Annotated in this window: 15 protein-coding genes; 11 read left to right on the top strand and 4 right to left on the bottom strand. The window is 62.5% G+C overall.

Features of this window, described 5'->3' with window-relative positions:
- Window positions 1-51: 51 nt before the first annotated feature.
- Together NPS29_RS05200 and xthA are read right to left on the bottom strand one after the other, a co-directional pair.
- Complete coding sequence (locus NPS29_RS05200) at window positions 52-1,416, bottom strand: substrate-binding domain-containing protein (RefSeq protein ID WP_425312444.1); 1,365 nt, start codon at window positions 1,414-1,416, stop codon at window positions 52-54.
- 247 nt (window positions 1,417-1,663) lie between these two features.
- Complete coding sequence (gene xthA, locus NPS29_RS05195; protein ID WP_274131125.1) at window positions 1,664-2,476, bottom strand: exodeoxyribonuclease III; 813 nt, start codon at window positions 2,474-2,476, stop codon at window positions 1,664-1,666.
- A 212-nt stretch (window positions 2,477-2,688) separates the two neighbouring features.
- Between xthA and NPS29_RS05190 the strand changes: the two genes are divergently transcribed.
- The 3 genes from NPS29_RS05190 to NPS29_RS05180 all read left to right on the top strand — a co-directional run bounded on the left by NPS29_RS05190 (window position 2,689) and on the right by NPS29_RS05180 (window position 8,825).
- Entirely contained in the window at window positions 2,689-3,339 is a 651-nt protein-coding gene (locus NPS29_RS05190; RefSeq protein WP_274131124.1) for a GNAT family N-acetyltransferase, read from the top strand.
- Window positions 3,340-3,405: 66 nt separating this feature from the next.
- Entirely contained in the window at window positions 3,406-5,136 is a 1,731-nt protein-coding gene (locus NPS29_RS05185; RefSeq protein ID WP_274131123.1) for an autotransporter assembly complex protein TamA, read from the top strand.
- Between the two features lie 14 nt (window positions 5,137-5,150).
- Window positions 5,151-8,825: a translocation/assembly module TamB domain-containing protein gene (locus tag NPS29_RS05180; RefSeq protein ID WP_274131149.1), complete on the top strand. Its 3,675-nt coding sequence runs from the start codon at window positions 5,151-5,153 to the stop codon at window positions 8,823-8,825.
- Between the two features lie 268 nt (window positions 8,826-9,093).
- On the opposite strand, the gene NPS29_RS05175 is transcribed toward NPS29_RS05180, so the two are convergent.
- Window positions 9,094-10,089 (bottom strand): aldo/keto reductase, encoded by a 996-nt coding sequence (locus NPS29_RS05175; RefSeq protein ID WP_274131122.1) that lies wholly within the window; start codon window positions 10,087-10,089, stop codon window positions 9,094-9,096.
- A 122-nt stretch (window positions 10,090-10,211) separates the two neighbouring features.
- Here NPS29_RS05175 and NPS29_RS05170 point away from each other — a divergent pair, with 122 nt between their 5' ends.
- The 8 genes from NPS29_RS05170 to NPS29_RS05135 all read left to right on the top strand — a co-directional run bounded on the left by NPS29_RS05170 (window position 10,212) and on the right by NPS29_RS05135 (window position 24,095).
- Window positions 10,212-11,141 carry a LysR family transcriptional regulator gene (locus tag NPS29_RS05170; protein ID WP_274131121.1) on the top strand — a complete coding sequence of 310 codons (930 nt, stop codon included), beginning with the start codon at window positions 10,212-10,214 and terminating at the stop codon, window positions 11,139-11,141.
- 114 nt (window positions 11,142-11,255) lie between these two features.
- Window positions 11,256-11,756, top strand: a complete 501-nt coding sequence (gene tpx / locus NPS29_RS05165; protein WP_274131120.1) for a thiol peroxidase — start codon at window positions 11,256-11,258, stop codon at window positions 11,754-11,756.
- Between the two features lie 194 nt (window positions 11,757-11,950).
- Entirely contained in the window at window positions 11,951-13,306 is a 1,356-nt protein-coding gene (locus NPS29_RS05160; RefSeq protein ID WP_274131148.1) for an MdtA/MuxA family multidrug efflux RND transporter periplasmic adaptor subunit, read from the top strand.
- Window positions 13,303-16,398 carry an MdtB/MuxB family multidrug efflux RND transporter permease subunit gene (locus NPS29_RS05155; RefSeq protein ID WP_274131119.1) on the top strand — a complete coding sequence of 1,032 codons (3,096 nt, stop codon included), beginning with the start codon at window positions 13,303-13,305 and terminating at the stop codon, window positions 16,396-16,398. The genes NPS29_RS05160 and NPS29_RS05155 overlap by 4 nt, the downstream gene beginning before the upstream one ends.
- An 85-nt stretch (window positions 16,399-16,483) precedes the next feature.
- The gene (locus tag NPS29_RS05150) at window positions 16,484-19,591 is read left to right on the top strand and encodes an efflux RND transporter permease subunit (RefSeq protein ID WP_274131118.1); all 3,108 of its coding nucleotides are present in this window, start codon (window positions 16,484-16,486) and stop codon (window positions 19,589-19,591) included.
- Window positions 19,588-21,078, top strand: coding sequence for an efflux transporter outer membrane subunit (locus tag NPS29_RS05145; RefSeq protein WP_274131117.1), 1,491 nt, complete (start codon window positions 19,588-19,590; stop codon window positions 21,076-21,078). Before NPS29_RS05150 ends, NPS29_RS05145 begins: the two co-directional genes overlap by 4 nt.
- Before the next feature lie 127 nt (window positions 21,079-21,205).
- Window positions 21,206-23,296 carry a putative bifunctional diguanylate cyclase/phosphodiesterase gene (locus tag NPS29_RS05140; protein WP_274131116.1) on the top strand — a complete coding sequence of 697 codons (2,091 nt, stop codon included), beginning with the start codon at window positions 21,206-21,208 and terminating at the stop codon, window positions 23,294-23,296.
- 52 nt (window positions 23,297-23,348) lie between these two features.
- Window positions 23,349-24,095, top strand: coding sequence for an SDR family oxidoreductase (locus NPS29_RS05135; protein WP_274131115.1), 747 nt, complete (start codon window positions 23,349-23,351; stop codon window positions 24,093-24,095).
- A gap of 159 nt (window positions 24,096-24,254) precedes the next feature.
- Here NPS29_RS05135 and mapR read toward each other — a convergent pair whose 3' ends face one another.
- Window positions 24,255-25,718 carry a GntR family transcriptional regulator MpaR gene (mapR, locus tag NPS29_RS05130; protein WP_274131114.1) on the bottom strand — a complete coding sequence of 488 codons (1,464 nt, stop codon included), beginning with the start codon at window positions 25,716-25,718 and terminating at the stop codon, window positions 24,255-24,257.
- Between the last annotated feature and the right edge of the window lie 143 nt (window positions 25,719-25,861).

Here is a 25,861-nt window from a genome sequence, read left to right as displayed (position 1 = left end):
GTCTGCTGACAGAACGCTATCGCGAGCAAGCTCACTCCTACAGGAGCGCGGTCACTCCACCCACACCTCAACCCGCCGATTCTTGATCCGGCCTTCATCGACATCATTCGCTGCCACCGGCATCTCATCCCCAAAGCCCTGCACATCGCGCAGGATCACCTGGCTTTTCAGCAGTTCCCGGCGCACGGCCATCGCCCGCAGCCTGGACAGCAACTGCGCCCGGGCCGGGTCACTCTTGGCATCGCCGAACCCCACCAACGTGACTTTCTGCTTCAGCTTGTCATGGGTCTTGAGGTAATCGACCACCCGCTTCAGATCCAGTCGGGCCTTGGAGTCCAGCGTGGCGCTGCCTTGGGCGAAGCGGAAGTTGACTGAAAGGCGCTCGGCCTCGCGGGTCAATTCCTGATACTGCGCCGGCATTTCCTGGGTAGGCCGTACCTTCACCGCCTGCACGGTCTGGGCGACGAAACCGTTCTGCGCGACGATGGACTGACCCTGCGGACTCTGGGCAAAGCGCACCAGCGCCTTGGCCCAGCGCTGTTTGCTGTCGGGCGCAAGGTACAGATACAACCTGCGGGACAGGGGGTAATCTTCGGTGGCAATCAGGCTGACGGTGGGCAGCATGGGTCTGGAATCGCCGTCGATGATCGCCACGGCCTTTGCCTTGCGCACGTAGGGCAGGCCGATGAAACCGATGCCTTGGCGGTCCTGGCTGACCTCGTCGGAAAGGTCTTCGCTGGATTCGAAACGTTTCGCCTGCGTGCTCAAGGTTTTGCCAAATTTGGCCAGTACCAGTTCGGCGAAGGTGTCATAGGTGCCTGACTGCTGGTCGCGGGCGTAAAGATGGATGGGGCCACCGGTACCGCCCACCTGTTCCCAGTCGTGGATCTCGCCGCTGAACATCCCGGCCAGTTGCGCGGTGGTCAGTTCACGGACGGGATTGCCCGGGTTGAGAATCACCGCTACGCCATCGATGGCGATCACCTGTTCAGCCTTGGCATTGCGCAGGTCGCCCAGTGCCGAGAGTTCGCTGGCCTCACTGTCCCGGATGGGTCGTGAAGACGCGGCGAGGTCTGCATGATTGTTTTTCAGCGCGCTGAAGCCTGTGCTTGAGCCGTGAGCGGCAATGTCGATGCGGACATTCTCACCGGACGGCAGTTGACCAACGACACGGCTTTCATTGGCGCGTGCACCCGGTTGCAGCTCGACGGCGCGTGCGCCTTGTTCGCCGAGCAACCCCATGACCAGCGCCGGACCCAACTGGGCGCCAATGGTGTTGGAACCTTGAATGCGCAAAGCGGGCGTGCCGTCAGCGGGTACGGGCAGGGCGCCAGCGTTTGCGAAGAAAGGGATCAGCGCCGCCAGGGAGGCCACGATGAGAGAGGAAAGTAAACCAGTGCGCTGCATGAGCGGCATCTTCTTGTAAACAAAAGTTGCCGGAGAATAAGACAGTCGCGTTGCATGAATATGACAGCGAAAAGACCGCTGACGCCGGCAAGCCGGACTGCTACGGATACGGCTGTACGCGACGGAGGCGTGCACCGCATAACCCGTAGCAGCACGGCTTGCCGGCGGGAGCGATCTCAAGGACGCCCCCGCGGGCAAGCCCGGCTGCTACGGGTTATGGTGTGCGCGGATCAATCGGGTACAGGAACTGGTGGGCTCAGGTTAATTCCAGCCAGATCGGCGCATGATCGGAAGGTTTTTCCATTCCGCGCAATTCGTAATCGACACCGGCTGCCTTGATCCGCGGTTGCAGGCCCTGGGACGCCATGATCAGGTCGATGCGCAGGCCGCGCTTGGGCTCGTCTTCGAAACCGCGGCTGCGGTAATCGAACCAGCTGAACTGGTCGATCACTTCCGGGTACAGATGCCGGAAGCTGTCCACCAGGCCCCAATTCTTGAGCTTGGCCATCCACTCGCGCTCTTCGGGCAGGAAGCTGCATTTGCCGGTTTTCAGCCAGCGTTTGGCGTTGTCCGGGCCGATGCCGATGTCGCTGTCTTCGGGGGAAATGTTCACGTCACCCATCACCAGCAACGGCTGATCATTGCTGAAGCGCGTTTCCAGCAACTGTTGCAGGTCGGCGTAGAACTTGGTCTTGGCCGGGAACTTGGTGGGGTGGTCGCGGCTTTCGCCCTGTGGGAAGTAGCCGTTCATGATCGTCACCGGCACGCCGTTACGATCGGCGAAAGTGCCCCAGATGAAACGGCGCTGGGCCTCTTCATCGTCGGTGTCAAAGCCCTTGTGCAGGCTCAGCGGTGGCAGGCGCGAGAGCAGGGCGACACCGTAGTGGCCTTTCTGGCCGTGGAAGTGAACGTGATAGCCCAGCGCTTCGATTTCCGCTTGCGGGAACTGTTCGTCCGAGACCTTGGTTTCCTGCAGGCCGATGACGTCGGGTTGGTGTTTTTCGATCAGCGCCGCCAGCTGATGCGGACGGGCGCGCAGGCCGTTGATGTTGAAAGAAACAATTTTCATAGACGCAAGTCCCGGCACAAAACAAAAAGCGATGCTAGCTGAGCACGCCGCCAACGGCCAGCGCCAACACACAATCTCGGACTGCGAGCCTGCTACGCTGTAGGAAACGCAGGTAAAACTCGCCGGAACTGTCGTGGGAGCCAGTCACTCGAAGTGTTGAAACCAGCAGACCGGCCAGTCGCGCCAGGTCGCCATGGAAAGGAACGGATCACATGCCTGAATCAACGAATGCCCCTGCCGAAATTCGTCAACTGGACAGCGGCTATTCCAGAGAAGCACGCTCCCTGTTGTATCAGGCGTATCGGCACGAACCCAGCTTCGAGTGGCTGTTCGAATCAGCACGCCCCGGCTATGAGCAGCGAGTGCGGGCGACCATCCGTGAACTGGTCAAGCAACACTTCCTTCAGGACATGCCAGCCCTGGGGCTCTTCGTCGAAGATCGTCTGATCGGCGTTGCCTTGATTGCGCCGCCGCAACGTCGTCTGGGCATCACCGAGAGCTGGGCCTGGCGCCTGCGCATGGTGATGGGTGCCGGTTTGCGCTGCACCCAACGCTATCTGGAGTATTACCAGTCAGTGCTGGCCTGCCTGCCTTCGGACGCGGTGCATGTCTTGCCACTGCTCGGCATTCGCCCGGACTTCCAGGGCCAGCACTATGGCGAACAGTTGCTGCAAGCGCTGCATGACTGGTGTGCCGTGGACGAGAATTCCCAAGGGGTGGTGCTCGATACCGGAAACGGTAAATATCTGGATTTCTATCGCAGACAGGGGTACGAGGAAATCGGTGAAATTGCTGTAGGACCTGTCCGAGAGCATGTGTTTTTTCACCCCAATCCACAGGTTTCACTGGGTTCCATGGCTTGACCGCGGATTAACTCTCAATTCCTGCGGGTTTCAGCATCGCCCGCCGCTCGTGTAGCATCCGCGCCTATGAAGTTTCCCGGTCGATTCACCAGTGGTTTTCTCCTGATGGTTTCCAGTTGCGCGGTTTTTGCCGATGCGCAACTGGATGTGAAGATAAAACCGTCCAATTCCGCGCTCAAATCCAACATTGAAGGGTACGTGGGCAGCCTCGGCGAGCGTGACGAACAGGCGCTCGAGCGTTTCAGCGTCGGGGCCGTCGAACAGGCGCAAAAGGCCGCGCAGGCCTTGGGCTATTACCAGGCCCAGGTCGACAGCGAAGTCAAACGCATCGACAAGAACCTGCATCTGATCCTGAGTGTGCAAGCGGGCGAGCCGGTGCACCTGCGCAACGTGACGGTACGCATCGAAGGCCCCGCCAGCCAGCTCAAGGCATTCAGAGTGCCCAAGAGTGACGCGCTGAAAACCGGCGCTGTGCTTAACCATGGCAACTACGAGGACGCCAAGAAACTGATCCAGAATCAGGCGGCGCGCTATGGCTTCTTTAACGGTCGCTTCGTGACCCAACGTCTGTCGGTCGATCCCCGTGCAGGGGTGGCCGACATCGAACTGGTCTACGACAGCGGCCCGCGTTTTTCCCTGGGCAAGGTCATTTTCAGCGGCGATGCCCCCTTCGACGAGGACCTGCTCAAGCGCATGGTGCCGTTCAAGGAAAATACCCCCTATGACTCCGAGCTGATTGCCGAGCTCAACCAGGCGATGCAGTCCAGCGGTTATTTCGAAGGCGTGCGCGTCGATGCATCGCCCACCGACGCCCAGGGGCAAATCATCCCGGTGGCCGTTCAGCTGCAGACCCGCAAGCCGCGAACCATGGGCCTGGGTGTAGGGTATTCCACGGACGTCGGGCCGCGGGTCAAGGCCAACTGGACCCGGCACTGGGTCAACCCGCAGGGCCACAGCTATGGCATCGAGTCGGAGCTGTCCGCGCCGAGGCAGAACGTCGGCCTGTTCTATGACATTCCGCTGGATCCTCCGCTGACCGATAAGCTGCGCTTTGCCGGCGGCTATCAGTATGAAGAGATCGCCGACACCGACAGCCTCAGCAAACTGCTGACGGTCGGCCCCGAATGGCACAGCAAGTTGCCCAGCGGTTGGGAGCGGGTCATTTCCCTCAAATGGCAGCGCGAAGAGTATCGCCTGGGGAACGATTCGGGCCTGAGCACGCTGTTGATGCCGGGTATCAGCTATTCCTACCTGCGCAGCGACAACCGCATCGACCCGCACAACGGCTATCGCTTGCAGTTCGACACTCAGGTCGCCAAGGAGGGCCTGGGGTCGGACGCCAACGTGGTGCACGGCACCGCACTGATCAAGGGCTTGACCACCATCGCCCAGAATCACCGTTTTCTGGGGCGCGTTCAGGTGGGCGGAACGGCCACCAACGGTTACAAATCCATTCCGCCTTCGCTGCGTTTCTTCGCCGGCGGCGACCAGAGCGTGCGCGGCTATGACTACCAGTCGTTGTCCCCCGAAAACTCCGACGGCGACAAGATAGGTGGCCGTTACATGGTGGCCGGCAGCGCCGAGTACCAATACTCGATTGCCGAAAAATGGCGGATTGCGGCGTTCATCGACGAGGGCAACTCCTTCAACTCACTTGACTTCCCCAGCCTGAAAACCGGTGTCGGTATCGGTGTGCGCTGGGTTTCACCGGTCGGGCCGCTGCGCCTGGACCTGGCACATGCACTGGATGATGACGGCGGTATTCGTCTGCACTTCTCGATGGGACCTGAACTGTGACGAGTACGGCTTTGCTGAAACGTATTGGAATCATTACCGGGCTCAGCCTGTTGGCACTGGTGCTGCTGGTGGTTGTGGCTGTGGGAATGATCCTGGGCACTCAGTCGGGTAGCCGTATGGTGCTGGGATGGGTGCCCGGGGTGCAGGTCGAGAACTTCAGCGGCCACCTGGGTGGGCGCTGGCAGGCTGATTCCCTGGTGTGGCAGAGCGGCGAGAGCAAGGTCGAGGTTGATGCACCGGTGTTCGACTGGTCGCCGTCGTGCCTGACCCGCATGACCCTGTGCATCGACACCCTGCAGGCAGGCGATATCCGCATGCACTTTGCGCCGTCGACTGAGCAATCGAACAGCGGTCCCATCACCTTGCCGGATCTGAAGTTGCCCTTGGCCATCGAGCTTGGCCAGGTGCAGGTCGGCAGCCTGCATCTGGATGGCAGCGAGCAGGTGCGCGACCTGCAACTGGCGGCCCACTGGACCGCTGACGGGCTGAAAATCGACTCGGTGCATGCCCAGCGCGACGATATCGTCCTTGACCTCAACGGCTTGCTCAAACCGGTCGCCGACTGGCCATTGACTGCCCAGGGCCAGGTCAAGCTTCCGGATATCGCCGGCAAGCCATTATCGCTGACGCTGGACGTCACCGGTGACTTGCTCAAGACCCTCAACCTCAATGCCCGGACCACCGGTTACATCGATGCGCAACTGGTGGGCCAGTTGCAACCGCTGGTGGAAAATCTGCCCGCGGAAGTCGCGATCACCAGTGACGCCTTCAAGCCTGCCGATGATCTGCCTGACACCTTGCAACTGAACAAGCTGACCCTCAATGCCAAGGGCGATCTGGCCCAAGGCTATGGGATTCTGGGTAATGCGACTTTGCCCGCCGAGCAGGGCCCGGTGACATTGGCGTTGCAAGGCAGGGTCGATGCCAAGGGCGCGCAGATCGGAGCCTTGGATCTGACCGCGAGCAACGAACAGCGCCTGAAACTGAGTGGCACGGTTGACTGGCAAAAAGGCTTGAGTGCCGAGGCTAAAATCGACTGGCTGGATTTCCCCTGGCGTCGCCTGTACCCGGTGATCGATGAGCCTCAGGTCAGCGTTCACAGCTTCAAGGGCGAGGTGTCCTACACCGATGGCAAATACCTGGGTAACTTTGCCGGCGACTTCAAAGGCCCAGCCGGGCCCTTCAGCCTGCAAAGCCCGTTCAGCGGCGACCTGCAGCAGATCTTCCTGCCGCAGCTCGAACTGGTGGCCGGGCAGGGCAAGGCCACGGGCCACCTGAATCTGCAGTTCGCCGACGGCATCGCTTGGGACACCGCGCTGGACCTTAGTGCCATTGACCCGTCTTACTGGTTGGCGGAGCTTCCGGGCTCGCTCGCAGGCCCGTTGCGCAGCAAGGGCGCGTTCAGGAACGAGCAGTTGAATCTCAACGCCGACCTGGACCTCAAGGGCCGCCTGCGCGGGCAGCCCGCCGTATTGCAGACCAAGGCCGATGGCACCGGGGACAAGTGGAACCTCAATACACTGGAGATTCGCCTGGGCGACAACCGCATCCAGGGCAGTGGCAGCCTGCAGCAAAAACTGGCCGGGCAGGTGGACATCAACCTGCCGCGCCTGGGGCAGCTCTGGCCACGCCTGCAGGGGCAGGTCAAGGGGCGGCTGGACCTGGCCGGTACGCTGCAGGCGCCGCAAGGGCAACTGGGCCTACAAGGCTCGCAACTGGCCTATGAAACCAACAAGCTGCAAAGCCTGAATCTGGCCGCGAAACTGGACAACGCCCAGCGCGCCAACATCGAACTCAAGACCACCGGCATCCAGGCCGGCGACACCGCGCTGGGCACGCTGACGGTCGATGGGCAGGGCGATATCAAGCGCCAGCAGGTCAAACTCGGCTTGCAAGGCCCGCTGCTCAAGCTGGCATTGGCGCTGGACGGCAACCTGGACAAGGGCAATTGGCGTGGACGCCTGGCGAGCGGCGATGTGCAGACGGGCGGACAAGACTGGAAGCTCCAGCAACCGGCGAAGCTTGAGCGTCTGGCAGATGGCAAGATCAACTTCGGCGCCCATTGCTGGCTGTCCGGCAACGCCAGCCTGTGCGGCGAAGACCAGCGCCTGATGCCCGACCCGCGCCTGCGCTATCACCTCAAGCAGTTCCCGCTGGACAGCCTGGCGCAGTGGCTGCCCAAGGACTTCGCCTGGAAAGGCCTGCTCAATGCCGACGTGCAACTCGACGTTCCGGCGTCAGGCCCCAAGGGCCAGATCGTTGTCGATGCCAGCGGCGGTACGCTGCGAGTCAGGGACAAGGGCCAGTGGCTGGATTTCCCTTATCAGACGCTCAAGCTGACCAGTAACCTGACACCGAAGAAAGTCGATACCAGCCTCGATTTTCGCGGCGGCAAGCTGGGTGAGCTGATCGCTCGCCTGAGCATCGATCCCTTGGCGAAAAACAAGACCGTCAGCGGCGACTTCAATCTCAGCGGGCTGGACGTTTCCGTGGCCCGCCCATTCGTGCCCATGGTTGAGAAGCTCAATGGCAAGCTCGACGGCAATGGCCGGATAACCGGTGGCTTGCTGGCCCCTCAGGTCAACGGCAACGTGACCTTGAGCGAAGGCGAGGTGTCGGGACCTGAGCTGCCGATCAGCCTGGAAAAACTCAATGTGCAGGCGCTGATCGCCGGCGAGAACGTGCAGCTCAAGGGTAACTGGAGCAGCGGCGCGGCCGGGCAGGGCAATATCGGTGGGCATGTGGCCTGGGCTCAGGGGCTGGACGTCGATATCGCCTTGCAAGGCTCGCGCCTGCCCATCACCGTGGAACCCTACGCCAAGCTTGAAGCAGCACCGGATCTGAAAATCACCTTGCTCAACGACCGCCTGGCGGTGTCTGGCAAGGTGCTGATTCCCAAGGGTGAGATCACGGTTCGCCAGTTGCCGCCATCGACGGTCAAGGTGTCCGATGACACGGTGATCGTCGGTGCGCAGACCAAGGAAGGCAAGCCGCCGATGGCCATCGCCATGGATGTGAATGTCGAGGTGGGTCAGGACAAACTGAGTTTCAGCGGCTTCGGCTTGACCGCCAACCTGGCCGGGCACGTGCACATCGGCGACAACCTCGACACCCGAGGCGAGCTGAACCTCAACGATGGCCGCTACCGCGCCTACGGCCAGCGCCTGACCATTCGCAAGGCGCGGCTGTTGTTCGCAGGGCCTTTGGATCAGCCGTATCTGGACATTGAAGCGATTCGTCAGACCGACGATGTGATTGCCGGTATTCGTCTGACCGGCAGCGCCGAGCAGCCCACCACCACGGTGTTCTCGGAGCCTGCGATGAGTCAGGAGCAGGCGCTGTCGTACCTGGTGCTGGGCCGACCGCTGAGCACCAATGGCGAAGACAACAACATGATGGCCCAGGCTGCACTGGCTCTGGGGCTGGCGGGCAGTTCATCGACGGCGGGCAAGCTGGCTTCGGGGCTGGGTATCAAGGACTTCGACCTGGACACCTCCGGCAGCGGCGACAAGACTTCAGTGGTCGCCAGCGGCAAGATTACCGACAAGCTCAGTCTGCGATATGGGGTAGGGGTGTTCGAACCGGCCAATACCATTGCATTGCGTTACCTGTTGAGCAAAAAGGTGTATCTGGAAGCGGCAAGCGGCGTGGCGAGTTCGCTGGATATCTTCTACAAGCGGGATTTCTGAGGCCGCCTGTAGGAGCGCGCTTGCCCGCGATTGCGGTGTATCAGACGCCTCCGAGGTGACTGACGGGACGCCGTCGCGGGCAAGCGCGCTCCTACAGGTGAAGAGGTTTGTCAGATATTGCTGAGGTGATGGACCTGACGCCATCGCGAGCAAGCTCACTCCTACAGGCGATGCGGTGTGTCAGGTGAGCGATCCGTAGCAGCACGGCTTGCCGGCGGGGGCGATCCTGAAGGCGCTCCCGCCGGCAAGCCGTGCTGCTAAATTTGGTTTACCCGTTGACGAGCTTCAACGCCGCCTCCGGATACCGTCCGCCGGCCACCGCGGTCATCGGGAAAAGGTCTTTGAGCGCCTGCAGTTCCGGGCCGCTGAGCTTCACGTCCAGCGCCGCGACGTTCTCTTCCAGGTACTTGCGCTGTTTGGTCCCCGGAATCGGGATCACGTCGTTGCCTTGCGCCAGCACCCACGCCAGCGCCAACTGTCCGGCCGTGACGCCTTTGTCCCTGGCCAGTTGCTGAACCTTCTCCACCAGCAACAGGTTCTTGCTGAAATTCTCCCCCTGAAAGCGCGGGCTGCTGCGGCGGTAGTCGTCGGCGGCGAAATCGTCCGGGCTTTTCAGTGTGCCGGTCAGAAACCCACGCCCCAGCGGGCTGTAGGGCACGAAGGCAATCCCCAGGCGGCGACAGGTTTCCAGTACCCCATTCTCTTCGGGGTCACGGCTCCACAGCGAGTATTCGGTTTGCAGCGCGGCAATCGGATGAACCTTCTGCGCCCGCTCCAGCGTCTTGGCCGAGGCCTCGCTGAGTCCCAGATACCGAACCTTGCCCGCCTTGACCAGATCGGCCAGCGCACCCACCGATTCCTCGATGGCGATGCTCGGGTCGATGCGGTGCTGGTAGTACAGATCCAGTGTGTCGATGTTCAGCCGCTTCAAGGTGCCGTCGATGGCCGCGCGGATATATTCCGGGCTGCCATTGACACCCCGTGCCGCAGCATCGCCCGGCGTGCGCACGATGCCGAATTTGCTGGCGATGAAGGCCTGGTCACGCCTGCCCGCCAGCGCCTTGCCCAGCAGCTCTTCGTTGGTGTGCGGGCCGTACATGTCGGCGGTGTCGAACAGGGTGACCCCCAGTTCCAGTGCGAGGTGGATCGTGGCCACGGCTTCCCGGGTATCGGTGCCTGTGGTGTAGAAGTCAGTCATGCCCATGCAGCCAAGGCCTAATGCCGAAACCTGTGGTCCGTTCTTGCCGAGTTGACGCGTTTGCATGTCGAGTTCCTTTTGCGGATTGAATACCCGCCCATTGTTGCGCCGCGAAAGAATCTTGATAAACCGCCTGAAAATGCTTTCACTATTGGTAATTTCTAAACAATGCCCCGCCGGAGCCCTCAATGGACCGCCTCAATGCCATGCGTGCCTTTACCCGGATCGTCGAACTGGGAGGGTTCGCCAAGGCGGCCGACAGCCTGCACATGCCCCGCGCCTCGGTGACCATCCTGATCAAGCAACTGGAAGCCTATCTGGGCGTGCAACTGCTGCTGCGCACCACGCGGCAGGTCACGCCGACGCTGGACGGGCAGGCCTACTATCAGCGCTGCGTCAGCCTGCTCAATGACCTGGATGACGCCGAATCCGCGTTTTCGTCGGTGGCCCGGCAGCCCCAGGGCGTGTTGCGGGTGGACATGCCCGCAGGCGTTGGCCGGCTGATCGTCATGCCTGCGCTGCCGGAGTTCACCGAGCGCTACCCGGGGCTTGAGCTGGAAGTGGGCATGAGCGACCGCCCGGTGGATCTGATTCGCGAAGGTTTCGATTGCGTCATTCGGGGTGGCCAGCCACTCGATCACTCACTGGTGGGAAGGCCTTTGGCGCAGATGCGTCAGGTGATCTGCGCCAGTCCCGTCTATCTGGCGCGCACGGGGGTGCCGCGAACGCTGGCGGACCTGGGCGGGCACAAGGTCATCGAATACTTTTCGGCGACCACCAATAAACGTTATGGCCTGGAATTCGTCATAGACGGCAGGGATCAGGAAATCAGCCTGGGCAAGACCCTGGCCACCAACAGCGCCGATGGCTATCTGGCCGCCTGCAAGGCCGGGTACGGGCTGGTGCAGACGCCGTACTATCATGCCGCCGGGCCACTGCGCCGGGGCGAACTGGTGGAGGTACTGGCCGACGTGCCGCAGCCGACCCTGGCACTGACCGCGCTGTACCCGGCACACCGGCAGATGTCGCGGCGGGTGAGGGTGTTCGTCGACTGGCTGGTGGAGCTGTGCGCGCGGCCCGGCCTGCTCGACAGGCCCGAACCAGAGCACATTCGCTGACAATAAATTCATGTATAGCGGTAGGTAGGTTACCGGTTTCGTGGTTAACTTCGTTTTTCTGCAACACCCTTGCGGCACCCTCAGAATCGCAACTTCAGAATAAGGACTCAGCTCATGGCTCAAGTGACTCGTCGAGGCTCCCCGGTACAGATCAGCGGCGAACTGCCAAAGGTCGGCAGCAAGGCGCCTGCCTTCAAACTGGTCGGTGGCGATCTGGCTGACGTGACCCTGGAAACCTTTGCCGGCAAGCGCAAAGTGCTGAACATCTTTCCAAGCGTCGATACCCCGACCTGCGCCACTTCCGTGCGCAAGTTCAACGCCCAGGCCAACGATCTGAACAACGCCGTGGTGCTGTGCATTTCCGCTGACCTGCCGTTCGCCCAGGCGCGTTTCTGCGGCGCCGAAGGCCTGGAAAACGTGAAGAACCTGTCGACCATGCGTGGCGCCGACTTCATGGAAAACTACGGCGTTGCCATCGCCGACGGCCCGATGGTCGGCCTGACCACGCGCGCCGTGGTAGTGCTGGACGAAAACGACAACGTCCTGCACAGCGAACTGGTACCGGAGATCGGCCAGGAGCCGAACTACGATGCCGCACTGGCTGTCCTGAAATAAGTTGTCCGTTGCGTATTGGCCGCGTTGTCCGGGCAATACATCGCAACACAAAACGGCCTGACTCGATCAGGCCGTTTTTATTTGCACGTCAGCACCTTACCAAAGTAAGCACTAGGTAAATTGCCGGTAAAGGCCCTTTGCTTGGCACGTATCTATGCTTATTGTTCAGCCTTCCGAAGACGCTCACGCGCACACTGGTTGACTTATTCATGCAATCGTCTGGTCCTCGCAACTCCCGTCGCTGGCTGTTCAGCCTGTTGGTTCTCTTGATCGTCGCAGGCGTCTGCTGGCATTACTGGCCCCGCCTGGGTGGAGAGTCGTCGGCGGGTAAAACCGACGCCACCGCGCAGAAAGGCGAGCAACCACACAAGGGTGCGAGCCGCAGTGGCGGGGCGGGCAAAATGACCGGCCAGCGTCCGGGCTTCGGCGGTTCCACCGGGCCGGTTCCGGTGCGCGTGGCGCCTGCGACCACCGGTGATTTCCCCATCTACTACAAGGCACTGGGCACCGTCACGGCGATGAACACCATCAACGTGCGCAGCCGGGTGGCGGGGGAACTGGTCAAGATCAACTTCCAGGAAGGCCAGCAGGTCAAGGCCGGCGACCTGCTGGCGGTGATCGACCCGCGCAGCTACCAGATCGCCCTGCAACAGGCCGAGGGCACGCTGATGCAGAATCAGGCGCTGCTCAAGAATGCGCAGATCGACGTGCAGCGCTACCGCGACCTCTATAAAGAAGACAGCATCGCCAAGCAGACGCTGGACACCGCCGAGTCGCTGGTCGGCCAGTATCAGGGCACCATCAAGACCAATCAGGCAGCCGTGGGCGATGCCAAGCTGAACCTGGACTTCACCCAGATTCGTGCACCGATCTCCGGCCGCATCGGCCTGCGTCAACTGGACGTCGGCAACCTGGTGGCGGCCAATGACACCACGGCACTGGCGGTCATCACCCAGACCAAACCGATCACCGTCAACTTCACCCTGCCCGAGAAAGACCTGGCCGACGTCATCAGCCACTACCGCAACGGCGACAAGCTGCCGGTGGAAGCCTGGGACCGTGGCGATGTGAAAATGCAGGCCCGTGGCGTGCTGGCCAGTATCGACAACCAGATCGACATCACCACCGGCACCCTGAAATTCAAGGCGCGGTTCGAGAACGAAAGCGAATCGCTGTTCCCCAATCAGTTCGTCAACGCGCGCCTGCTGGCCAACACCCTGAAAAACGTGGTGCTGATTCCTTCGGCAGCGGTGCAGTTCGGGGTCAACGGCACCTTCGTCTATGTCATGGACGGCGACAAGAAAGTGCGGATTCGTCAGCTCAAGGCCGGCCCCAGCGATGAAAACTCTACTGTCATCACCGACGGCCTGATCGCCGGAGACCGTGTGGTGCTTGAAGGCACTGACCGCCTGAAAGACGGCAGTGACGTGGAAGTGGTCAACGACAGCAAGGACGTCCCGGCCACCCCCGGCCAGAAGCTGCAGGGCAAGCCTTCCAAGGAATCCGGTGAGTCGGCCGGCGCCGACACCGAGCAGAAAGGCAACGTATGAACCTGTCACGCCTGTTCATCCTCAGGCCCGTCGCCACCACGCTGAGCATGCTGGCCATCGTGCTGGCGGGTTTGATCGCGTACACCCTGTTGCCGGTTTCGGCCTTGCCGCAGGTCGATTACCCGACCATCCGGGTCATGACCCTGTACCCCGGCGCCAGCCCGCAAGTGATGACCAGTGCCGTGACCGCGCCGCTGGAGCGCCAGTTCGGGCAGATGCCGGGGCTCACCCAGATGGCCTCCACCAGTTCCGGCGGCGCCTCGGTGATCACCCTGCGCTTCAGCCTGGACCTGAACATGGACGTCGCCGAGCAGGAAGTGCAGGCGGCGATCAACGGCGCCACCAACCTGCTGCCCAGCGACTTGCCCGCGCCGCCGACCTATAACAAGGTCAACCCGGCGGATACGCCGGTGCTTACCCTGGCCATCACTTCCAAGACCATGCTGCTGCCCAAGCTCAACGATCTGGTCGATACGCGCATGGCGCAGAAGATCGCCCAGATCAGCGGAGTGGGTATGGTCAGTATCGCCGGTGGCCAGCGCCAGGCGGTGCGGATCAAGGTCAATCCCGAGGCGCTGGCCGCCAACGGCCTGAACCTCTCGGACGTGCGCACGCTGGTCAGCGCCTCCAACGTCAACACCCCCAAGGGCAACTTCGATGGCCCGACCCGGGTCTCGATGCTCGACGCCAACGACCAGCTCAAATCCCCGGACGAATACGCCAACCTGATCCTGGCCTACGCCAATGGCGGCCCGCTGCGGCTCAAGGACGTGGCACAGATTGCCGACGGTGCGGAAAACGAACGTCTTGCCGCCTGGGCCAACGAGAACCAGGCGGTGCTGCTGAACATCCAGCGCCAGCCGGGGGCCAACGTCATCGAAGTGGTCGACCGGATCAAGGCGCTGTTGCCGAGCATCACCGACAACCTGCCCGCCGGCATCGACGTCACCGTCCTGACCGACCGCACCCAGACCATCCGCGCCTCCGTCAGTGACGTGCAGCACGAGCTGCTGATTTCCATCGTGCTGGTGGTGCTGGTGACCTTCCTGTTTCTGCGCCGCCTGAGCGCGACGATCATTCCTTCGGTGGCCGTGCCGCTGTCGCTGATCGGCACCTTTGGCGTGATGTACCTGGCCGGCTTCTCGGTCAACAACCTGACCCTGATGGCCATGACGGTCGCCACCGGTTTCGTGGTGGATGACGCTATCGTGATGCTGGAGAACATTTCCCGGCATCTGGAGGAGGGCCAGACCCCGCTGCAAGCAGCGCTCAAGGGCGCGAAGCAGATCGGTTTCACCCTGATTTCCTTGACGGTCTCGCTGATCGCGGTCCTGATCCCGCTGCTGTTCATGGCTGATGTGGTCGGCCGGCTGTTCCGCGAGTTCGCCATCACCCTGGCGGTGGCGATCCTGATTTCCCTGGTGGTGTCCCTGACCCTGACCCCGATGATGTGCGCGCGGCTGCTCAAGCGCGAGCCCAAGGAAGAAGACCAAGGCCGGTTCTACCATGCCAGCGGCGTGTGGATCGACTGGCTGATCGCCGCCTACGGTCGCAAGTTGCAGTGGGTGCTCAAGCACCAGCCGCTGACCCTGCTGGTCGCCATTGCCACGCTGGGCATCACGGTTGTGCTGTATCTGGCCGTGCCCAAGGGCTTCTTCCCGGTGCAGGACACCGGGGTGATCCAGGGCATTTCCGAGGCGCCGCAGTCGGTGTCGTTCGCCTCGATGAGCGAGCGGCAACAGGCGCTGGCGAAGATCATCCTGCAGGATCCGGCGGTGGCCAGCCTGTCTTCGTACATCGGCGTGGACGGTGACAACGCGACCCTGAACAGCGGGCGCATGCTCATCAACCTCAAGCCGCACAAGGAGCGCGATCTTTCCGCGACCCAGGTGATTCAACGCTTGCAGCCCCAGGTCGACCAGCTCCCGGACATCCGCCTGTTCATGCAGCCGGTGCAGGACTTGACCATCGAGGACAGCGTCAGCCGCACCCAGTATCAGTTCAGCATGTCGTCGCCGGATTCGGAGCTGTTGGCCCTGTGGAGCGACAAGCTGGTCGAAGCACTGGCCCAGCGGCCCGAGCTGAGTGACGTGGCCAGTGACCTGCAGGACAAGGGCTTGCAGGTTTACCTGAACATCGACCGCGATGCCGCCAGCCGCCTGGGCGTTTCGGTGTCGAACATCACCGATGCGCTGTACGACGCCTTTGGCCAGCGGCAGATCTCCACCATCTACACCCAGGCCAGCCAGTACCGCGTGGTGTTGCAAGCTGCGGCGGGCAACGATCTGGGGCCCAAGGCGCTGGAGCAGATTCACGTCAAGACCACCGACGGCGGGCAGGTCAAGCTGTCGAGCCTGGCGCGGATCGAGCAGCGGCAGGCGCAGTTGGCGATTTCCCACATCGGCCAGTTCCCGGCGGTGACGATGTCGTTCAACCTGGCGCCGGGTGTGGCGCTGGGCGAAGCAGTCAAGGTGATCGAGCAGGTGCAGCAGGACATCGGCATGCCGCTCGGCGTGCAGACCCAGTTCCAGGGCGCCGCCGAGGCGTTCCAGGCCTCGCTGTCCAGTACGCTGTTGCTGGTGCTGGCGGCGGTGGTGACCATGTACATCGTGCTGGGGGTGCTCTATGAGAGCTACATCCACCCGATCACCATCCTCTCGACGCTGCCGTCGGCGGCCATCGGTGCCTTGCTGGCGCTGATCCTGAGCGGCAATGACCTGGGCATGATCGCGATCATCGGCATCATCCTGTTGATCGGCATCGTGAAAAAGAACGCGATCATGATGATCGACTTCGCCCTGGACGCCGAACGCAACCGTGGCATCGATCCGCAGACAGCGATCTACGAAGCTGCGCTGCTGCGGTTCCGGCCGATCCTGATGACCACCCTGGCAGCGTTGTTCGGCGCCATTCCGCTGATGTTCGCCACCGGCTCCGGTGCAGAGCTGCGCCAGCCATTGGGCCTGGTAATGGTCGGCGGCTTACTGGTCAGCCAGGTGCTGACCCTGTTCACCACGCCGGTGATCTACCTGTACTTCGACCGGATGGGGCGCAGGTTCCGTCGCGCCGAAAAGACCGAGGTGGCCGTATGATCGGCACCCCTCATGCGCCGGACCTCAAGCTGACAGGCGGCGCGGCTTCGGCTTGCAGCTTGCGGCTTGTGGCTTGGAGCTGCTCATGAACCTCTCGGCCCCCTTCATCCGCCGCCCGGTGGCGACCATGCTGCTGAGCCTGGCGATCATGCTGCTGGGCGGGCTGAGCTTCGGCTTGCTGCCGGTCTCGCCGCTGCCGAACATGGATTTCCCGGTGATCGTGGTCAGCGCCTCGCTGCCCGGCGCCAGCCCGGAAATCATGGCCTCGAGCGTGGCCACGCCACTGGAGCGGTCCCTGGGCACCATTGCCGGGGTCAACACCATGAGCAGCCGTTCCAGTCAGGGCTCGACGCGGGTGATCCTGCAGTTCGACATGGACCGCGACATCAACGGCGCGGCGCGGGAGGTGCAAGCCGCAATCAACGCCTCGCGCAACCTGTTGCCCAGTGGGATGCGCAGCATGCCGACCTACAAGAAGGTCAACCCGTCCCAGGCGCCGATAATGGTGCTGTCGCTGACTTCCGATGTGCTGGAAAAGGGCCAGCTGTACGACATGGCCTCGACCATCCTGTCCCAGAGCCTGTCCCAGGTCAGCGGCGTGGGCGAGGTGCAGATCGGCGGCAGTTCGCTGCCCGCAGTGCGGGTGGAACTGGAGCCCAAGTTGCTGGACCAGTACGGCGTGTCGCTGGACGAGGTGCGCACCACGATTTCTGGCTCCAACGTTCGCCGGCCCAAGGGCTTCGTGGAAAACGCCGACCATAACTGGCAGGTGCAGGCCAACGACCAACTGGAAAAGGCCAAGGATTACGAGCCGCTGATCATCCATTACCAGAACGGCGCGGCGCTGCGCCTCAAGGACGTGGCCAAGGTCAAGGACTCGGTGGAAGACCGCTACAACAGCGGCTTCTTCAACAAGGACGCCGCGGTGCTGCTGGTCATCAACCGTCAGGCCGGGGCCAACATCATCGAGACCGTGGCCGCGATCAAGGCGCAGCTCCCGGCATTGCAGGCGGTGTTGCCCTCCAGCGTGAAGCTGGACCTGGCGATGGACCGCTCGCCGGTGATCAAGGCCACCCTGCACGAGGCGGAAATGACCCTGCTGATCGCCGTGGTTCTGGTGATCCTGGTGGTGTTCCTGTTCCTGGGCAACTTCCGCGCCTCGCTGATCCCGACCCTCGCGGTGCCGGTGTCTCTGGTGGGCACGTTCGCTATCATGTACCTGTGCGGTTTCTCCCTGAACAACCTGTCGCTGATGGCGTTGATCCTGGCCACGGGGCTGGTGGTGGACGACGCCATCGTGGTGCTGGAAAACATCTCCCGGCATATCGACGAAGGCGTGCCGCCGATGCAGGCAGCGTATCGCGGGGCGGAGGAGGTGGGCTTCACCCTGCTGTCGATGAACGTGTCGCTGGTGGCGGTGTTCATCTCGATCCTGTTCATGGGCGGGCTGGTGGAAAGCCTTTTCCGCGAGTTCTCCATCACCTTGTCGGTGTCGATCATCGTCTCGCTGGTGGTGTCGCTGACCCTGACCCCGATGCTCTGCGCCCGCTGGCTCAAACCCCATGTGCCGGGCACCGAAAATCGCCTGCAACGCTGGAGCCAGCGGGTCAACGACCGCATGGTCGCCGGTTACGACAAAAGCCTGGGCTGGGCCCTGCGTCACCGGCGCCTGACCATTCTCACGCTGCTGCTGACCATCGGCGTCAACATCGCGCTGTACGTGGTGGTGCCCAAGACCTTCCTGCCACAGCAGGACACCGGGCAATTGATGGGCTTCGTGCGCGGGGATGACGGCCTGTCGTTCTCGGTCATGCAGCCGAAAATGGACGTGTTCCGCAACGCGATTCTCAAGGATCCGGCGGTGCAGAGCGTGGCCGGCTTCATTGGTGGCAACGGTGGTACCGGCAACGCCTTTATCATCGTGCGGCTCAAGCCGATTGCCGAGCGCAAGATCGGCGCCGAACAGGTGGTCGAGCGTCTGCGCAAGGAAATGCCCCAGGTGCCGGGCGGGCGCTTGTTCCTGCAGCCTGACCAGGACCTGCAACTGGGCGGCGGCCGCGAGCAAACCACCTCGCAGTACCAGTACATCCTGCAAAGCGGCGACCTTGAGAGCCTGCGCTACTGGTATCCGAAGGTGGTCACGGCGTTGAAATCCCTCAAGGAACTGACCGCCATCGACGCCCACGACGGCGGCGGCACCCAGCAAGTGACCCTGATCGTCGACCGGGACGCGGCCAAGCGCCTGGGGATCGACATGAACATGGTCACCACGGTGCTCAACAACGCCTACAGCCAGCGCCAGGTCTCGACCATCTACGACCCGCTCAACCAGTACCAGGTGGTGATGGAGGTCAATCCGAAATACGCCCTTGATCCGGTGACGCTGGAGCAGGTGCAGGTCATCACCGCCGACGGTGCGCGGGTGCCGCTGTCGACCATCGCCCATTACGAGCGCAGCCTGGAAGATGACCGGGTCACCCATGACGGGCAGTTTGCCTCGGATAACGTCTCCTTCGACCTGGCCGACGGCGTGACCCTGGACCAGGCCACCGCCGCCATCGAGCGCGCCGTGGCGGCGGTTGGCCTGCCCGAAGACGTGATCGCCAAGATGGCCGGCACCGCCGACGCCTTCGCTGCAACGCAGAAGAGTCAGCCGTGGATGATTCTCGGGGCGCTGGTGGCGGTCTACCTGGTGCTCGGGATTCTCTATGAAAGCTACATTCACCCGCTGACCATCCTCTCGACGCTGCCGTCTGCCGGTGTCGGCGCGCTGCTGAGCATCTACCTGACGGGCGGGCAATTCAGCCTGATTTCCCTGCTGGGGCTGTTCCTGCTGATTGGCGTGGTGAAAAAGAACGCGATCCTGATGATCGACCTGGCCTTGCAACTGGAACGGGGCAGTGGCATGACACCTCTGGAATCGATCCGCAACGCCTGTCTGCAACGCCTGCGGCCGATCCTGATGACGACCCTGGCGGCAATTCTGGGTGCCGTGCCCTTGCTGCTCAGCAGCGCCGAAGGGGCGGAAATGCGCCGGCCGCTGGGCCTGACCATCATCGGCGGTCTGATTCTCAGCCAGATTCTCACGCTCTACACCACCCCGGTGGTTTACCTCTACCTCGACCGTCTGCGCCATCGCTTCAACAAGTGGCGCGGTGTGCAGACGGATGCCGCTCTGGAAACGCCGCTATGAACATTCGTCTGAACGCCTCTGTGACACAGCGGACCTTGCCATTTCGGCGCATTTTCAGCGTCAGCCTGTGCGCCTTGCTGCTCAGTGCCTGCGCCGTCGGCCCGGACTACAAAAAGCCGGACGCCGCCACCCCCGCGCACTTCAAGCAGGCCGAAGGCTGGACCCAGGCCAACCCCAGCGACGCCATGGCCCGTGGCGCCTGGTGGGAAGTCTACGGCGATGCGCAGTTGAACGGTCTGGTGGAGAAACTCAACACCTCCAACCAGACCATCGCCCAGAACGAGGCGCAGTACCGGCAGGCGCTGGCGCTGGTCAAGAGCGCCCGTGGTGCGTTCTTTCCGACCCTGGACCTGACCACCAGCAAGAACCGCTCAAGCCAGGGCACCGGCAGCAGCAGCTCCAGCCTGAGCAGTTCCAGCAGCGGGATTCGCGACACCTACAACGCGCAACTGGGCGTGAGCTGGGAAGCGGACGTCTGGGGCAAATTGCGGCGCGGTCTTGAGGCTGACAAGGCCAGTGCCCAGGCAAGCCTGGCCGACTGGGCGTCGATTCGCCTGAGCCAGCAGTCGCTGCTGGTGCAGAACTACCTGCAACTGCGAGTGATCGATGAGCAGAAACGCCTGCTGGAAGCCACGGTCCAGGCCTACGAGCGGTCGCTCAAACTGACCCAGAACCAGTATCGCGCCGGGATTTCCGGGCGCGATGCCGTGGCTCAGGCACAAACCCAGCTCAAGAGCACCCAGGCCGACCTGATCGATCTGGCCTGGCAGCGAGCGCAGTTCGAGAGTGCCATCGCCGTGGCCATGGGGCTGCCACCTGCGGATTTCAGCCTGGCGCCGACCACCGACATTCCTGCCTTGCCGCAGATTCCGGCGCAACTGCCATCGCAGTTGCTGGAGCGTCGCCCCGACATCGCCGCCGCCGAACGGTCGGTGATGGCGGCCAACGCCAATATCGGCGTGGCCAAGGCTGCCTACTACCCCGATCTGACCTTGAGCATGAGCGGCGGCTACAGCAGCAGTACCTTCAGCAACTGGATCAGCCTCCCGAACCGCTTCTGGTCCGTGGGGCCGCAACTGGCCATGACCCTGTTCGACGGCGGCCAGCGCTCGGCCGAGGTCGATCGCACGGAGGCGGTGTATGACCAGACCGTGGCCCAGTATCGCCAGACCGTGCTCGACGGCTTCAAGGAAGTCGAGGATTACATGGCGCAATTGCGCGTCTACGAGCAAGAGGCAGGGGTGCGCAAAGAGGCACTGGATGCCGCCCGTGAATCGCTGCGCCTGACCAGTAACCAATACAAAGCCGGATTGATTGGCTATCTTGATGTAGTGAACGTACAAACCACTGCATTGAGTAACGAGCGCAGCGTGCTGACATTGCTGCAAAGCCGACTGATTGCCAGCGTCCAGTTGATCGCGGCATTGGGTGGCGGCTGGAATACCGAGACAGATATTGCGCAGGAACCGGCGTTTTCCCGCCGCTGATCATAGGTAGAGGCCTATTGCCATGATTGCGACGGAATAACCGCGACATTCTTGCAGAAACCGGTAGAATCGCCGCCGAATTCCTGGGCTGTCAGAGCCTTTCCTGGTTGAGTTTGAGTCGCGCGCCATGCTGATTGGACACTACACGTTGTCGCTGGTCCTGGTTTCCATCGTGGTGGCTATCCTGGCGTCCTACACCGCCCTGGATCTTGCCGGACGCATCCAGGCATCGCGGGGGCGTTCGCGGCTGATGTGGATCGGCGGCGGTGCGTTGTCCATGGGCATCGGCGTGTGGTCCATGCATTTCATCGGCATGCTGGCGTTCCAGTTGCCTATCGACCTCGGCTTCGACCTCACCCTGACCCTGGTTTCCCTGCTGGTGGCCGTGCTGTCCTCGGGCTTTGCCCTGTGGCTGGTGAGCCATCGCCACGTGCCAGTGTTGCATGTGCTGTTTGGCGCGCTGGCCATGGGCACCGGCATCAGCACCATGCACTACACCGGCATGGCGGCATTGCACATGCAACCGGGCATCGATTACGACCCCACGCTGTTCGTCGCCTCTCTGGTGATTGCCGTGACCGCCTCGGGCGCCGCCCTGTGCATCGCGCTGCGCCTGCGTGGGCAGACACCCCACGTGCAGCTCTGGCGCGGCGGGGCGGCGGTGATCATGGGCTTTGCCATCGTCGGCATGCACTACACCGGCATGGCCGCGGCGAATTTCCCCGAGGGCAGTTTCTGCGGCTCGGCGGTCACCGGCCTGCGCACCGACGGGCTGGACAAACTGGTGCTGGTGACCAGCCTTGCCGTGTTGACCATCACCTTGCTCACCTCGGTGCTGGATGCGCGTCTTGAGGCGCGCACCGCGCAGCTTGCGCACTCGCTGAGCGAGGCCAACCGCGAACTCACTCAACTGGCGCTGCACGACACCCTGACCGGGCTGCCCAACCGCATCCTGCTGGCTGACCGCATCGAGCAGGCCATGCGCAAGGTTGACTCCCAGGGCGGCCTGTTCGCGCTGATGTTCATGGACCTGGACGGCTTCAAGCCGGTCAACGATGCCTTCGGCCATCACGTCGGTGACCTGCTGCTCAAGGAAGTGGCCGCGCGCATGCGCGAGAACTTCCACCGCCACGACACCCTGGCCCGCATCGGCGGCGATGAATTCGTGCTGCTGGTGGAGCTTGAAGAAGTAGACGACGCCACCACCGTCGCTTCGCGCCAGGTGGCGCTGGTGGGCAAGCCGTTCAACGTACAGGACCACGACCTGCAAGTGACGGTCAGTATCGGTATCAGCCTGTACCCCGGCAATGGCCGCACCCAGCAGGAACTGCTGATGAACGCCGATGCCGCGATGTACCACGCCAAGAGCGCGGGGAAAAACGGCTACAGCTTCTTCGATGCGTCGATGAACACCAACGCACGCAATCAGCTGCAACTGCTGCAGGACTTGCGCGTCGGCCTGCGCGAGGGCCAGTTCTGCCTGCATTACCAGCCGAAATTTGCCGCAGGCTCGGGCGCACCGGTGGGCGCCGAGGCCCTGGTGCGCTGGAATCACCCGGAGCACGGGCTGTTGATGCCGGACAAATTCATCGGCCTTGCCGAAAAGACCGGCCTGATCATCAACATCGGCGAGTGGGTGCTCAATGAGGCCTGCCGCCAGATGCGCGTCTGGTATGACGCGGGGTACACCCACTGGCGGATCGCCGTGAACCTGTCGGCGTTGCAGTTCTGCCACGCAGGGCTGGTGAAAACCGTCGCCACTGCGTTGTCGGCCCACGGGCTGCCGGCCAACTGCCTGACCCTGGAAATCACCGAAACCACCGCCATGAGCGACGCCGATGCCAGCATGACGGTGCTGCAGAAGCTTTCCGACATGGGGGTGGACCTGTCCATCGACGATTTCGGCACCGGCTATTCGAGCCTGATGTACCTCAAGCGCTTGCCGGCCAACGAGCTGAAGATCGACCGCGGGTTCGTTCGCGAGCTGGAACGCGACAGCGATGATGCGGCGATTGTCTCGGCCATCGTCGCCCTCGGCCAGGCGCTGAACCTGCGCATCGTCGCCGAAGGCGTGGAGACCACTAGCCAGCAGAGCTTCCTGACCCAACTGGGTTGCGACTCGTTGCAAGGCTATCTGCTGGGGCATCCATTGCCAGCGGACCGCTTCATGGCGGATATTAGCGCAGCGCAGAAACGGGTATCCGAGAGCACTCTCTGACGTTTACGTGTGACACCCCTCTAAGAAGCTTGGATTTTTAATCGGAAATTCCATGGATAAAAACCTCCTCATCACTGGCGGCTCCAGAGGTATCGGAGCGGCCACGGCAGTTTTGGCGGCATCACTGGGTTATCGCGTCTGCATCAACTACCTTTCCGATCACGCGGCGGCCGAACGGGTCTGCGGGCAGATTCGCGAAGCGGGCGGCCACGCCATTGCGGTCCAGGCCGACGTCAGTAACGAAGATGAAATCATTCGGCTGTTCTCCCGCGTGGACGCCGACCTTGGGCGCATCACCGCGCTGGTCAACAACGCCGGTACCGTGGGGGAGACGTCTCGGGTCGACACCATGTCCGAGTTCCGCCTGCTCAAGATCATGATGAGCAACGTGGTCGGCCCGATGCTGTGCAGCAAGCACGCGCTGTTGCGCATGTTGCCCCGCCATGGCGGGCACGGCGGCAGCATTGTCAACGTGTCCTCGGTGGCGGCGCGGCTGGGCTCTCCGGGCGAATACGTCGACTACGCGGCGTCCAAGGGTGCGCTGGATACCTTCACCATCGGCCTTGCCAAGGAAGTGGCGGGCGAGGGCGTGCGGGTCAATGCGGTGCGTCCGGGGTACATCTTTACCGAGTTCCACACCCTCAGCGGCGACCCGCAGCGGGTCAGCAAGCTGGAGCCGACCATCCCCATGGGCCGCGGCGGGCTGGCCGACGAAGTGGCCGAGGCGATCGTCTGGCTGCTGTCGGATAAAGCGTCGTATTCCACCGGCACCTTCATCGACCTGGGTGGCGGCCGCTGACCACCCGTGCCGCAACTCACATGAACTCGCAGATCCCTGTGGGAGCGGGCTTGCCCGCGAAAGCGTGAGATCAGTCTCCATCATGGTGCCTGACACACCGCTTTCGCGGGCAAGCCCGCTCCCACAGTCGTACGGCGCTCATGCCGGCAAGCCGGACTGCTACGGCGCGGTGTGGCTTCCCATCATCGAGCGGATAATCTTGCCCAGAGTTTCCATCGCCCGCTCGCACGTCTCGTTCCAGGGGCTGCCGTAGTTCAGGCGGATGCAATTCTTGAAGCGGCGGGTGGGTGAGAACATCGGGCCGGGTGCGATGCTGATGCCTTGGGCCAGCGCAATCTGGAACACCTTCAGCGAATCGATCTGCTCCGGCAACTCCAGCCACAGGAAATACCCGCCTGACGGCTGGCTGACCCGCGTCTGCGGCGGGAAGTGCCGGGCCACGGCGCCCAGCATCGCCCGCAACTGATCTTCCAGGCTGTTACGCAGTTTGCGCAGGTGCCGGTCATAACCGCCATGTTGCAGGTAATCGGCAATCGCGGCCTGGGCGGGCATCGAGGCGCACAGCGACGTCATCAGTTTCAGCCGCTCGACCTTCTGCGCATACCGTCCGGCCGCCACCCAGCCCACGCGATACCCCGGAGCCAGGCTCTTGGCGAACGACCCGCAATGCAACACCAGCCCTTCGGTATCAAAGGCCTTGGCAGGCTTGGGCGCGTTCTGTCCGTAATAGAGTTCTGCGTAGACATCGTCTTCGATCAGCGGCACCTGATGCCGGCGCAGCAACTCCACCAGGTCCCGCTTGCGGTCCTGAGAGACGGTCGCCCCGGTGGGGTTCTGAAAGCTGGTCATGCTCCAGCAGGCCTTGACCGGATGGCGTTGCAGGGTCTGCTCCAGCACGGCCAGGTCAATGCCGGTCTGGGGATGAACCGGAATTTCCACCGCCTTGAGTTTCAAACGCTCCAGCACCTGAAGGCAGGCGTAAAAGGCCGGGGCTTCGATGGCCACCAGATCACCGGGCTCGGTCACGGCCTGCAGGCACAGGTTCAAAGCTTCCAGTGCACCATTGGTGATCAGCAATTCCTCCATGGGCAACACTTGTCCGGCGACCATGTACCGCAGCGCAATCTGCCTACGCAGCACCGGATTGCCCGGCGACAAGTCGCTGACCACCATGCTCGGGTCCATGTCCCGGGTGGCGCTGGCCAGGGAGCGCGCCAGGCGTTGTAGCGGGAACAGCCCGGCGCTGGGGAATGCCGAGCCGAACGGAACAGTGTTCGGATCCTTGATCGATTCAAGCACGGAAAACACCAGCTCACTGACATCCACTTCGGTGCTTTCACTGACCTGATTCGCCGGCAGAGCCTCTGGGACTGCGGGTATTTCAAAGCGCTGGCTGGCGATACTTTCATTGACGAAGCTGTCGTTGACAAAATACCCCGAGCGGGGCCGCGCCCGAATCAGGCCGCGCCGTTCCAGCAGGTAATAGGCCTGGAACACCGTGGACGGGCTGATCCCGTGGGTCTGGCTGGCGTAACGCACCGAAGGCACGCGCTGGCCGGCGGCGAGCACGCCGGAACGGATCATTTCGGCGATGTCGTCGGCAAACTTTTCATAACGCTTCATGGAGGGCTCGCGAATATTCGGTGCAGATGAGCACGGAATATGCGCGTCAGACTGTTTTCAGTACAGATGCAGTCTTAGCGATTAATACCGGATCAGTTCACGCCCCGCATGTTCGCCATATCCCCTGTAGGAGTGAGCTTGCT

It is taken from the genome of Pseudomonas putida (assembly GCF_028682175.1).
GTDB lineage: Bacteria > Pseudomonadota > Gammaproteobacteria > Pseudomonadales > Pseudomonadaceae > Aquipseudomonas > Aquipseudomonas putida_AD.
The sequence above is the reverse complement of the archived record's forward strand: the minus strand, read 5'-3'. Positions and strand labels throughout refer to the sequence as shown.